Source organism: Clostridioides sp. LIBA-6622 (assembly GCF_056716095.1).
This window is the reverse complement of record NZ_CP196998.1, coordinates 1,232,797-1,245,629: the sequence shown is the minus strand read 5'-3', so window position 1 is coordinate 1,245,629 and position 12,833 is coordinate 1,232,797. Positions and strand designations below refer to the sequence as shown.

12 protein-coding genes are annotated in these 12,833 nt (G+C 27.7%); 2 read left to right on the top strand and 10 right to left on the bottom strand.

Annotation, left to right across the window (positions count from 1 at the left end):
• Nucleotides 1-4: 4 nt before the first annotated feature.
• The 6 genes from ACTG47_RS06005 to ACTG47_RS05980 all read right to left on the bottom strand — a co-directional run bounded on the left by ACTG47_RS06005 (nt 5) and on the right by ACTG47_RS05980 (nt 6,027).
• The gene (locus ACTG47_RS06005) at nt 5-829 is read right to left on the bottom strand and encodes an MraY family glycosyltransferase (RefSeq protein WP_169466136.1); all 825 of its coding nucleotides are present in this window, start codon (nt 827-829) and stop codon (nt 5-7) included.
• A gap of 7 nt (nt 830-836) precedes the next feature.
• Nucleotides 837-1,529, bottom strand: coding sequence for a glycosyltransferase family 2 protein (locus tag ACTG47_RS06000; protein ID WP_054269720.1), 693 nt, complete (start codon nt 1,527-1,529; stop codon nt 837-839).
• Nucleotides 1,530-1,552: 23 nt separating this feature from the next.
• Entirely contained in the window at nt 1,553-2,428 is an 876-nt protein-coding gene (locus tag ACTG47_RS05995) for a copper transporter (RefSeq protein WP_169466140.1), read from the bottom strand.
• Nucleotides 2,429-2,445: 17 nt separating this feature from the next.
• Nucleotides 2,446-3,567, bottom strand: a complete 1,122-nt coding sequence (gene steA, locus ACTG47_RS05990; RefSeq protein ID WP_169466142.1) for a putative cytokinetic ring protein SteA — start codon at nt 3,565-3,567, stop codon at nt 2,446-2,448.
• Between the two features lie 424 nt (nt 3,568-3,991).
• Nucleotides 3,992-4,816 (bottom strand): sporulation transcription factor Spo0A, encoded by an 825-nt coding sequence (spo0A, locus tag ACTG47_RS05985; protein ID WP_021383996.1) that lies wholly within the window; start codon nt 4,814-4,816, stop codon nt 3,992-3,994.
• 149 nt (nt 4,817-4,965) lie between these two features.
• Nucleotides 4,966-6,027 (bottom strand): SpoIVB peptidase S55 domain-containing protein, encoded by a 1,062-nt coding sequence (locus ACTG47_RS05980; protein WP_479926471.1) that lies wholly within the window; start codon nt 6,025-6,027, stop codon nt 4,966-4,968.
• Between the two features lie 160 nt (nt 6,028-6,187).
• Between ACTG47_RS05980 and ACTG47_RS05975 the strand changes: the two genes are divergently transcribed.
• Nucleotides 6,188-6,628, top strand: coding sequence for a GNAT family N-acetyltransferase (locus tag ACTG47_RS05975; RefSeq protein WP_479926470.1), 441 nt, complete (start codon nt 6,188-6,190; stop codon nt 6,626-6,628).
• Nucleotides 6,629-6,688: 60 nt separating this feature from the next.
• The gene (locus ACTG47_RS05970; protein WP_479926469.1) at nt 6,689-7,180 is read left to right on the top strand and encodes a GNAT family N-acetyltransferase; all 492 of its coding nucleotides are present in this window, start codon (nt 6,689-6,691) and stop codon (nt 7,178-7,180) included.
• A gap of 83 nt (nt 7,181-7,263) precedes the next feature.
• Here the strand turns inward: ACTG47_RS05970 and ACTG47_RS05965 are convergent, their stop codons facing one another.
• From ACTG47_RS05965 to dxs, 4 genes are all read right to left on the bottom strand, one after another.
• Nucleotides 7,264-8,130: a hypothetical protein gene (locus ACTG47_RS05965; protein ID WP_479926468.1), complete on the bottom strand. Its 867-nt coding sequence runs from the start codon at nt 8,128-8,130 to the stop codon at nt 7,264-7,266.
• A 192-nt stretch (nt 8,131-8,322) separates the two neighbouring features.
• Nucleotides 8,323-10,002 (bottom strand): DNA repair protein RecN, encoded by a 1,680-nt coding sequence (recN, locus tag ACTG47_RS05960; protein WP_169466152.1) that lies wholly within the window; start codon nt 10,000-10,002, stop codon nt 8,323-8,325.
• Nucleotides 10,003-10,021: 19 nt separating this feature from the next.
• On the bottom strand, nt 10,022-10,834 hold the full coding sequence (locus tag ACTG47_RS05955) for a TlyA family RNA methyltransferase (protein WP_479926467.1): 813 nt from the start codon (nt 10,832-10,834) through the stop codon (nt 10,022-10,024).
• Between the two features lie 125 nt (nt 10,835-10,959).
• Nucleotides 10,960-12,825, bottom strand: coding sequence for a 1-deoxy-D-xylulose-5-phosphate synthase (gene dxs / locus ACTG47_RS05950; protein ID WP_479926466.1), 1,866 nt, complete (start codon nt 12,823-12,825; stop codon nt 10,960-10,962).
• Nucleotides 12,826-12,833 lie beyond the last annotated feature (8 nt).

Below are 12,833 nucleotides of genomic sequence, written 5' to 3'. Positions count from 1 at the left end.
AATGTTACCTTCCTAATTTATCTATAAAATTTAATAATTTATTTTTTTCTATTATCTTAGTTAATGAGTATTTCTCAGTGAATATATGCATAATAACTACAAATATTAACCATCCCAATCTAACATTAAACGAATATCCAAAAGCAATCATAATTCCAATAGATATTCCAAGAACATTTGAGCCAGTATCTCCCATCATTGCCCTTGCTTTTAAGTCATAATTGAAATATGCAAGCACATTTGGCACTATAAGCAATGGAAGAACTTGAACAAAACCTGTTAATGTTAAAAATATAATCACCATTATAAATAAATATACTTTTATTGCTCTCCCTGGTCTTAAATCCAATAGATTCATTAAGTTAGTTGATAGAGCTATTATTAGTGTGTTTATTATTATATCAACTATGTCTTTTGATATAGCAACAGAAACTATAAGCCCTACAAATCCACCAAATAATGCTTTAAACCCGCCTGTTGTAAGACTTCCTTTGAATAAACTTTTAAAATGTCCCTTCAAACCACTTACATCTCTATTTCCAATAATATCATCCAATATACCTGCAAAAAACATAGATATCATACCAAACATAAACATAAATATATATGTTAAATCCCTAAATTCTGTAGTAAAGAAAGTAAGTATTATTCCGTTAATTACAACCATAGGTAAAAACACAATTCCCATACTTACTGGTATCATATCTTTTTTATAGTTTGGTCTAAGTATATTTCCATTTATTAATAGATTTTTAAATAGTGGTATTACAGCATAGGTTCCAAATAATCCTGTTAATAATAAAATGGTATAAAGTATATAATCTTCCACTAAGATATTACCTCCATTCTTTCTTTTTTTGTCCTAAAACCTTTTTGATATGATAATACTGTTTTCCTCTATGAATAAATCCTTTTAAATTTCTTCCTGTTTCATTATGAGTCATATTTACTAATACTTCTTTAATTTTGAATCCATACTTTAAGATATCAATAGTCATGCCAACTTCTACTCCATATCCAAAAGGTATTTCATCAAACTTTTCTAAAACTTCTCTTTTAAATATTCTTTGACCTGATAAAGTTGCATCTAACTCAACACCTGTCATCTCAAATACAGAATTTTTAGCTAATCCTTTTACAAATCCCAAGCCTCCTTTTTTCTTTGCAGGAGGAAACTTAGCTATAGTAACATCAGCATCACCATTTAATATAGGTACTATTAATTTTTCAACTTCTTTAGCAGAACTTCCTAAATCTCCATCTAAAAATCCTATAATGTCTGCATTTTTCATTGCTAACTTAATACCATAATTTAAAGCATATCCTTTACCTCTATTTTTATCTAACTTAAAAAATTTAATCTTTTCATTCTCTAATTCAGATACAACTTTAGCAGTATTATCAATTGAACCATCATCAACAACGATTATTTCGTTTATTTGTTTAATATCAACTATACTATCTAATGTATATTTTATTCTACTTTCTTCATTATAAGCTGGTATTATTATACTTATATAAGAATCCATTTCTTCTCTCCTTAAAATTATTTCTATTTAATAGATGGCAACAATGAAGTTGCAGTATCTAATCTACCAAAGTTACCAACTATGTTTCCTTGTTGTAAAAGAATAGCTAGAGATATACTTCCTATTCCTTCGTCAATATTATCTATAGTTGCAACCTTGTTTTTAGAATATAGTTCTACATAAGAAGTTTTAACTCCTGTATTTTGAACTTCTACTAAATATTTATTTTCTGATTTAAGTTTTGAAACTACAAACTTTTCTATTTTTTCAAACTGTTTTGCACTATCTTTTGCATCATTTCCACTAGCTATTACAACAGAATCATATTTTAGGTATGTATTTCCAAGAGAGTTAAATTTTATTACATCTAGTTCTTGAAGATATGTCAGAATATCACTTGCATCTTCCTTTTTAAGGGTATCCATTATATAATTGACAGCATCACTTGCATTTTTTATATCTGTACCTAATTTAGTTGAGATTTCTTTTAACTTTTCTGGATTTGTTATATTTTCTTTTAATATTATGTTGAATGCAATATTTCCATTAGATTTATTTATTATGTCTTCTATATTTTTTGTATAATCGTCATTTTCATTAGCTGATATTATTCCTATGCTTTTACCATTTAACGAACCAGCTAAAATCTTATCTACATTTTTATTTATAAAATTAACTGCTTCTTCATAATCTTTATTTACATTGGCTAGATCACCATCAAGTTTATCATTTTTTTCTTTTAAAATATTAAACTTGTCATCTAAATCATTTATTATATTTGCTTGTTGTTCACTTAATTGTTGATTATTATTTAAATTAAATCCTACTAACATGCCTATACCCAAAGCTATAAATATAGCACCTATAGTGACTATATAATATTTCATATTAATATGCATATTTATCCTCCTAAAATTTACATCTGTAATAATACTCTAAACTTTAATTGCATTAGTTGTATAAATTGTTGAACTCCTGGTGACAGTGACGCAACTACCAATACAGGAAACAAAGCTGTTGCTATTAATGCCCATATGTACTTTATTTTTAATTTACTTCTATATAATAGATTAACACCTTTAGCATCTATAAGTTTTGAACCTATTTTAAGCCTAACTAGAAAAGTACTTGCCATACCTTTTCTTCCTTTTTCTAAGAAATCAATCATATTTGAATGTGTTCCAACCGCCACTATTAACTCAGCTTTATACTCATAAGCAATAAGCATAGCTATATCTTCACTAGTTCCTGGTGCAGGAAATACAATTGCATCTAGACCTAATTCTTGAACCCTCTTAAGACCTGGAGCCCTTCCATCAGTATAAGCATGTACTACTATTTCACTAGCCTTTTTTAAAGCTTCATCACTTACACTATCCATATCTCCTACGATTACATCTGGAGTGTATCCAAACTCAATTAAAGCATCAGCTCCTCCATCAACACCAACCAATACTGGCTTTACCTCTTCTATATAAGAAAGCATTGTACTTAAATCTTCTTTATAGTCCTGGCCTCTTACAACTATCAATACATGTTTATTCGCATAATTAGTTTTCACTTTTGGAATTTCTACTTCTCCAAGTATAAATCCTTTTTCTTTTTTAGCATAATCTATAGTATTATCTATAAATCTATCCAATTCTACAGCTAAATTCTCATAAGCAGCCTTTATTTGGTTTGAAACTTCATACTTGTCTAAAATTTCGCCTGCACCTAAAAATTTTCCATCTCTATATATCTTTCCATCTACAACTTCTATAGTTTCTCCTTCTTTTAATTCTTCAAATAATTCTTCTCCAATATTATCAATTATTAGTATATTATTTTCAGTTAATATTCCTGGACCTTTATTGGGATACCTACCACTTATAGAAGGAGCCGCATTTATGACAAGTTTTATTTTAGCTTCTACTAAAGAGTTTGCAGCAACTTCATCTATATCGATATGATTTATAACTGCTATTTCCCCACTTTCAACTCTTTTAGCAAGTTTTTTGGTTTTTCGATCTACTTTTATAGGGGCCTCGACTCTCATTTTTAAACCTCCACTATCATTATTAAAATCACATTATATTATAGCATTACTTAACAATAAAATAAATGTTTTAAGTTTGTTTTGCATCTTTGGCATTTATAATACTATATTCCATTATTTTTTTATTTAACATATTCTACAATATTCTTTAAAATATAAAGTTTTTTATATTTTATTCAATATTCAATTTTTAAAAATAAACTCCTTTCATTTTACAACTTATAATGACACATACTATAAACATAGTATAAATAAATTTATTATATTAATATATTGAACGAATAATAAAGAAAAAATAAAGAAAAAAAATTATGCTTATTAAAATAGCGAAACAGTATAACCCTACTGGTTATACCATTTCGCTACTTGTAATACATATTTATCGCCAATGCCTTAATTAAAAAGCCTTACTTTTTGTGTCTATTTATTTAACCATACTATGCTCTAGTCTTAATTTATCAGCAATCATCGCTATAAATTCCGAGTTAGTTGGTTTTCCTTTAGTATTGTGTACTGTATATCCAAATAGTTGATTTATTGTGTCAACTTTTCCTCTACTCCACGCAACCTCGATTGCATGTCTTATTGCTCTCTCAACTCTACTTGGAGTTGTATTGAATTTTTTAGCTATACTTGGATATAACTCTTTTGTTACAGCACCTAAAAGCTCAACATTATCAATAACCATTTTTATTGCTTCTCTTAAATATAAATATCCTTTTATATGAGCTGGTACTCCTATCTCATGTATTATATTTGTGATTTCTGTTTCTATATTTCCTACATTCTTAACAAAATCACTTCTAGTCATTTGAGTTTCTTGAACTGGTCTAGGCTTTGGCTCAACTTGAGCGACTCTATTAGAAACCAACTCCCTAATTCTGTTTATAAACACAACAAAATCAAACGGCTTTACTATGTAGTAATCTGCTCCTAGATTTATTGCGCTTTGAGTTATCTTATCCTGACCTACTGCTGATAGTACTATTATTTTTGGCATTTTAGGTATATCCATCGTATTCAATTTTTCAATTACACCTAATCCATCTAGATGTGGCATTATTACGTCTAATATTAATAAGTCCGGTTGTGTCTTTTTTACTAAGTCTAATGCTTCAATTCCATCCTTAGCTATGCCTAATATATCGATATCATCCTCATTAGACAAATACTCTTTTAATACCTGACAAAAATCCTTATTGTCATCTGCTAAAACTATTTTGATTTTTTCCACTAAAAATCCCCCCATTAAAAAACATCTTCTTATTACAGAAAACTAAACTTTTTACACAATTACTTCTTAATTATCTACTCTAAAGCATATTCGACACTCCAAAATTATATTCCTTCTATATAATTGATAAAATAATAAAATAATAAAATTTTTTAATGCCTCACCTACAATTTTATCATTTCATCTATAAAAATACCATATCCTTTTTTCGGATTATCTCTAAAAACATGAGTTATTGCACCAATAATTTTATTATTTTGTATTATTGGGGCTCCACTCATCCCCTGCACAATACCTCCTGTGTATTCCAATAACTTATCATCTACTACTTTTATTACCATATCTCTATAATTTCCTTTATCATATACTATACTTTCTATTTTTATATCATAGCTTGTTATATTTTTATTTTTATCTTCAAAAAGAATTACTGCATCTCCTATTTTTACATCCTGTGGTCTACCCACTTCTATTAATTGCATTTCTTTATTTGCTAAATTAAATTCTTTATTCTGTTTTTCTGTAATATTACCACTTATACCTAACTCTGAATTATTTGAGAAGTTACCCATTAAATTGCTATCATTAAAATCGCCTTTTATTTTCCCTATTTTTTCATTACTAGCTTTTAATATTTTTAATTTTTCTGGTTTATATATATATCCCTGTTTTATTTTTAATAGTTCATTAGTATCCGAATCTTTTATGGCATGACCGATTGCTTTGAACTTTTCCATACTAGGGTCATAAAAGGTCATAGTTCCAATTCCAGATATCTTATCTCTTACCCAAAGCCCAAGTTTATATTTACCATTCTCTTTTTTAGTTTCTATTACTTCTGTCTTATACTTATTTTTTCTCTCAAAAGTCACTTCAACTTTACTTTTCTTAGCTTTATTTAGAATTTCTGATACATCTTGACCATTTTTTATCCTTTTATTATCTATTTTTACTATATTATCGCCAATTTGTATGCCTCCAATATAATCTACATCTTCTTCCTCATATCCTAAGACCAATACACCATCTGTATTGGCTTTTACTCCAACTATGTTTCCAAGTGGATATACAAATTTTTTATCATGATTCTTAATTGTAAAGGCTTCTATTGGAGTCTCTTTATTCATATTACAATTCTTATTTTGAAAGATTATAACCATCATAAAAATCGATACAGCTCCTAATATTATCCAAATATTTTTTAAATTTTTATTTGATTTGTTCATATGTTCATCTACTCCTATGCTGTATTATTATGTATTTATAATTCCTTTTTCCAGAAAATTTATTCATTTAGAATCCTTATTAGACATCTTACTAAGTGATTTTTAATATATAATATGATAGTATTATATTGTAACAAAAAGTTTGAAGGGCGGTAATATATTGAAATTAAATGTAAGAATTGCAGACATAAATAATTGGCGTGATTTAGTTAATTTGTCTGTAGATAAAAATCAATTAGATTATATAGAAAGTAATGCACTTTCTATTGCTGAATCTAAATTTATAACAGCTTGGATACCTGTAGGAATATATGATGAAAATTCATTAATAGGATTTGCCATGTATGGTCGCTTAGAAGATGATAGAGTGTGGCTTGATAGATTCATGATTGATTCAAAATATCAAGGCAAAGGATATGGAAAAGCATCCTTAAATTTTCTTATAAGCCTTCTAAAAAAAGAATTTACTTGTGATGAATTGTATCTTAGCATATTTGATAACAACAAAACAGCTATCAAGCTTTATAAAGATTTTGGATTTGAGTTTAATGGAGAACTTGACTATGGTGGTGAAAAAGTAATGGTATTAAAATCTAATTGATATTAACAAAAATATACATCTATCAAGGAGGTGAAATCATTATATAAATATATTTATATAATGATGGATAAAATGGCTCAAAATATAAGTTTAAAATTTGTTGAAGAAAAAGACTTAGAAAATCTTGAAAATGTAAAAGTTTTATTTACTGAATATTCAAATTCCCTAAATATAGACTTATGTTTTCAAGACTTTAATAACGAATTAAAAACACTTCCAGGAAAATACAAAAAACCTTCAGGTTCATTGATATTAGCATTTGTTGATGGAAATTTATCAGGTTGTGTTGCTTTAAAAAAACTTGAAGACAACGTATGTGAATTAAAAAGATTATTTGTAAGAAATCAATTTAGAGGACTAAAGATAGGAAAAATACTATTAGAGGAAATTGTTAAAGAAGCTAAAGAAATTGGATATACATATATGAGATTAGACACTCTTCCAAGTATGAAAAGTGCTCAAGGACTATATGAAAAGCTTGGTTTCTATGATATAGAACCTTATACTTATAATCCGATTGAAGGAGCTAGATATATGGAATTAAAATTATAACTTTTATTTAATAGAGTATAAATAAAACTACTTCAATTTTATTTATACTCTATTTTACTGACAAAGTTTATTTATCTATGTATTTATTTTTCTAAATCTTGTAAACTCATAGTTATATCTTCAGTTATATCCTTTATGTACTCTACTCCATTATTGTATGTAAGCTTAGCTTTAATATAGACTATATCTCCAATATCTCTTTTAGGAAAAGTCGCTTCATAATTTATTTGATTTTTATTTGAACTATTGTCTTTATCATCCTCTGAAATTTTAACAGATTTTGCTTTATATACAGTATCTTTTTTTCCTTCATTTACAATAATATCTACTCTTTTCAATCTGATATTATTATAAGCTTTATTTTTTGACTTTTCACTTTCATGATTTAAGAAATTACTATTTTCTATTATTTCAATAAAATATTCTTTATTATCCCTTATTCCAGAATTAAATACAGGTTGTTCAGGCATATAATCAGATGTAGTTAGCTTTTGTACATCTGAGCTTTCAGATATTGCGCCACTTGTGACTACTTTATAGTCGTATTCTCTTCCTGTCTTTATTTTCAGCTCACAAGCATATGATAATTCTCCATGTTTTGTCATTTCAATTTCATTCCATTTATCATTATCTTCTTTATACATGAAAAATACCTTGCCATCTTTACCAAGCTTACTCAATTGAATGTCTACCTCAATAATACATTCTTCTTTTTCAAGCTTTTTAGCTTTTAAATCAATACTTTTAGTTATATAGCTTTTTGACATTTCTTCATTTATTGTGTTACTAATATCTGACTTGGTGTTCATAATTTCTTGTGACAAGTACTCTAATTTATTATTATAGTTGTCTACATTTTTATTAATTTCATTCATTATTAATAACATGTACCATAATAAAATAAAAATTACAATTGTAAAAATTAAGTGCATAGTATTTTTTTTATTCAATTTATGCCCCCCTCACTAATACCTTATACTTAACATTATACTTAAGCATTTAAAAATTTCAAAGTTATAAATTTATATATCTTTGAAATTTTATGCTTTTAATGTGTTCATTAAATAATTTAATCATAAAAAATAGATGTAAAGTATTCAGATAGAAAATTCTCTACATCTATTTAGAGCAACCTTTCTTTACTAGCATTTTTTAGCCATTTCAATGATTTCGCTTGCATGTTCAATAGTTTTCTCTGTTATATTATTACCTGCTATAAGCCTAGCAATTTCATTTTTTCTTTGAGATTGATTTAATTTACTAACAGTAGTAAACGTCCTATTATTTGAAGTATCTTTTTCTATACAATAATGAGTGTCAGCATTTGCTGCAATTTGAGGTAAGTGAGTTATACATATTATTTGTTTCTTCTTTGCTATATCACTCAATTTCTCACCAACAATTTGTGCTGCTATACCACTTATACCTGTATCTATTTCATCAAACACCAATGTATCAATGTCATCTATATCAGCCAGTATTGTCTTAAATGCCAACATAAATCTAGACATCTCTCCACCTGATGCAACTTTATATATAGGTTTAATATCTTCTCCTAAGTTAAAAGATATCATAAATTCAATATCATCTACTCCATTTAAAGTAAATGGACCTTCTTCAAAATTAACTTTAAACATTACATTTTTCATATTTAGACTTTTTAGTTCATCAAGAAGTATTTTCTCTAAAGTAGTTGCTACTTCTGTTCTTGCTTTAGTTAATTTATTAGCTTTTATTTTTAAATCTTTTTCTATATTCATAAGTTGACTTTTTAATTGTTCAACTCTCTCATCTCTATTTAGTATCTCATCTAATCTATCTTTTATCTTTTCATAATACTCAAATATATCGTCTATACTATCGCCATATTTTCTTCTTAAGTTGTTAATCTCATCAATTCTAAGTTCAATCTGCTCTAGCTCATAAGGTTCAAAATCTATATTGTCCTTGTAATTTCTTATATCACCAGATATATCTTGTAATTCATACATGATTCTTTCTACAGTATCACTATATTCACTCAAAACACTATCATATTTTGATATGTCATTAAGTTCTTTAGATGCAAGACCTATTAGGTCAATAACATTATACTCACCATTATGTAACTTGCTATAACTCAAATTTAAATTATTATATATCTTTTCACTATTTCTGTAAACTTCTCTTTGCTTTAATAAATCTTCGTATTCATTTTTATTTAAATTTGCTACTTCAATTTCATTTATTTGAAATTTCAATAAATCTATTTCTCTTTGAATTTGCATTTCATCCTTATTTTCTGTTAAACAATTTAAAGCTTTTTTTACTTCACTATACTTGTTATACACTTTTTTATAGGCAACTTTAAATTTTTCTAATTCATTCTCTCCAAAAAGGTCTAAAAATTTCAAATGAGTATCTTTATTAAATAAAGCTTGGTTTTGATGTTGACCATGTATATCTATAAGTGTTGATGCGATTTCTCTAAGAAGAGATACTTTAACAGTTCTTCCATTTATTCTAGCAGTGCTCTTTCCATCTGAATATATCAATCTAGTTATGACTAATAAATTGTCATCTTCTATACTTATATCATTTTCGTCTAGTATTTTTTTTAGATATATATTATCTGATAAAAATACGGCCTCAACAAGTCCCTTGTCTGTTCCTTTTCTTAGAAAAGACCTATCATATTTATCACCTAGACAAAGTCCAAGCGCATCTATTATTATAGATTTTCCTGAACCAGTTTCACCTGTAAGTATATTTAAATTTTTATCAATACTCAACCTTAGCTCTTCAACTAAAGCACAATTTTTCATATATAATTCGAGGATCAAGTCTAAGCCCCCTTTTAACCTATTTATCTAAATTATGAGAAGCCTCAACGACTTCCACTACTTTTTTATTGTATGCGTTACTATCAAACTCATAACCTTCATTTCCATTTCTCAGATGAATTAAATACTCTATATTTCCTTCAGGTCCTTTAATTGGAGAAAAGTCTAATCCTAAAATTTCAAATCCATTTCCAACCGAAAAGTCAGAAATCATTTTTATAACTTCTATATGTGTAGATTTTTCTCTAACTACACCTTTTTTACCTACTTTTTCTCTTCCTGCTTCAAACTGAGGTTTAATTAAAGCTACAATTTCTCCATCATGACGTACTAATTCCTTAGCTTTTGGAAGTACTAGTTTTAATGATATAAAAGAGACATCAATTGATGCAAAATCTGCAAACTGCTTTGTATCTTCTATTGTCACATTTCTTATATTGGTCCTTTCCATACATACAACTCTATCATCTTGTCTCAATTTCCAAGCAAGTTGACCATAGCCAACATCTATAGAGAATACTTTTATTGCTCCATTTTTTAACATACAATCTGTAAAGCCACCTGTAGATGCACCTATATCCATACATACCTTTCCTTCAATAGTTAAATCGAAGTTTTTCATTGCTTTTTCAAGCTTCAAACCACCTCTACTAACGTATGGTATTGGATTTCCTTTTACTTCTATGTTACATTCCTCTTTTACTTCTGTACCAGCCTTATCACATCTTTGATTATCAACAAAAACTAAACCAGCCATTATTGCTTTTTTAGCTCTTTCTCTACTTTCAAAATGACCTTGTTCTACTAACAGTAAATCTATTCTCTTTTTCATAAAATTACCTTTCTGTTAAAAGCTACTTTAATAATAACTAAAGTAGCTTGAAGTAACACACTTGATATTTATTTTAATTGATAAATTTTATCTCAGTTTTAATTTATAATATTTTCATCAGCTTTTTATTTAATAACTAACTTCCTTATTTTATCAGCAATACTCTCTGGTGATAATCCTACAAAATCATATAATTCATCTGCATTACCATGCTTTATAAATTCTTCTGGTATTGCTATATTAAGTATATTTACCTTATATTCATTATCTATAATAAACTTGTTTATTCTACTTCCAAATCCTCCAGTTACAATGTTATCTTCTATTGTAACTACATTTTTATGATTCTTTAATAAAACATTCAACATATCTTCATCCATTGGCTTTAAGAATCTAGCATTAACTATTGTTGGATTTATTCCTTCTTTCAGCAATATCTCTTTAGCATCTAAAGCATGTTTTACCATACTTCCAATAGAAAGTATAACTGTATCTTGTCCATCATCTAATATCTCATACTTTCCTAATACAATTTCTTTATATTCTCCCTTGTGTAGGTAATAGCTATTTCCTCTTGGATATCTAATTGCTAAAGGGTAATCTAAGTCTAATGATAAATCCATCATAAGTTCCATCTCTCTTGTATCTTTTGGTGCCATTACTACAATATTTGGAATAGAATTCAAGTAACTTAAGTCAAACATACCATGATGAGTTTCTCCATCATTTCCAACTAACCCAGCCCTATCTATAAGAAAAGTAACTGGCTTTTTAGTTATACATACATCATGAATAATTTGGTCATATGCTCTTTGCAAAAATGATGAATACACAGCAAAATAAGGTTTCATACCATTTTTCGCAAGACCTGATGCAAATCCTGTTGCATGCTGTTCAGCTATACCAACATCATAATATCTTTTTGGGTATGCACTTTCAAATAAATTTAACCCAGTACCAGATGGCATTGCAGCTGTTATTGCTACTATATCTTCATTATTACTAGCCATATCAACCAGTTTTTCTCCAACACTAACTGACATAGACTTAACTTTTGAAGATATAACTCCTGTCTTTATATCAAACTTTGATACGCCATGATATTTATCAGGTTGCTCCTCTGCAAATCTGTATCCTTTTCCTTTTTTCGTAATTACATGTAAAATCACAGGTCCTTTTTTATGTTTAGCCTTTCTCAATATATCTATTAACTCTTTAGTGTTATGCCCATCTATAGGACCATAATATTTTATACCTAATGAATCAAAAAATGAACAATCTTGAGGCGAAAAGCTATACATTAACTTATCTTTAAATCTATGTGCAGTCTTAGATAAAATCTCACCTGTTGGTGTAACATTTAGAATTTTATCAACTTCATCTGTCATTTTTTCAACTGTTGAGTTTCTTATAATACTTGACAGATATTTAGACATCCCACCAACATTTTTATCTATGGACATTTCATTATCATTAAGGATTACTATCATATTAGTATTGATATATCCCAATTGATTTAAAGCTTCAAGTGCCATACCTCCAGTTATAGAACCATCTCCAATTACAGATATAACACTATAGTTTTCTTTTTTTATATCCCTAGCACAGGCAATACCTGTAGCTACAGAAATAGATGTACTACTATGTCCTGTATCAAAAATATCATGAGGACTTTCACTCTCCTTTGGAAAACCACTTAGTCCATTAAATTGTCTCAAAGATACAAAACAATCTTTTCTTCCAGTAACTATTTTATGAACATAAGATTGATGTCCCACATCCCATACGATTTTATCTTTAGGGCTGTCAAACACTTTATGAAGTGCTAATGTTAACTCAACTACTCCTAAATTAGAAGCCAAGTGACCACCTGTCTTAGATACAGATTTTACTAAAAATTTTCTTATATCTTTTGCAAGTAAATCCATTTCTTCTATGCTCATATTTTTTATATCCTTTGGAGAATTTACCTTATCTAAATATTTATACATATTATCCT

Excerpts from the sequence above, each read along its gene's own strand:
- ACTG47_RS06000 (WP_054269720.1), bottom strand. The coding sequence starts at position 1,529 with ATGGATTCTTATATAAGTATAATAATACCAGCTTATAATGAAGAAAGT.
- ACTG47_RS05995 (WP_169466140.1), bottom strand. The coding sequence starts at position 2,428 with ATGCATATTAATATGAAATATTATATAGTCACTATAGGTGCTATATTT.
- steA (WP_169466142.1), bottom strand. The coding sequence starts at position 3,567 with ATGAGAGTCGAGGCCCCTATAAAAGTAGATCGAAAAACCAAAAAACTT.
- spo0A (WP_021383996.1), bottom strand. The coding sequence starts at position 4,816 with ATGGGGGGATTTTTAGTGGAAAAAATCAAAATAGTTTTAGCAGATGAC.
- ACTG47_RS05980 (WP_479926471.1), bottom strand. The coding sequence starts at position 6,027 with ATGAACAAATCAAATAAAAATTTAAAAAATATTTGGATAATATTAGGA.
- ACTG47_RS05970 (WP_479926469.1), top strand. The coding sequence starts at position 6,689 with ATGATGGATAAAATGGCTCAAAATATAAGTTTAAAATTTGTTGAAGAA.
- ACTG47_RS05955 (WP_479926467.1), bottom strand. The coding sequence starts at position 10,834 with ATGAAAAAGAGAATAGATTTACTGTTAGTAGAACAAGGTCATTTTGAA.
- dxs (WP_479926466.1), bottom strand. The coding sequence starts at position 12,825 with ATGTATAAATATTTAGATAAGGTAAATTCTCCAAAGGATATAAAAAAT.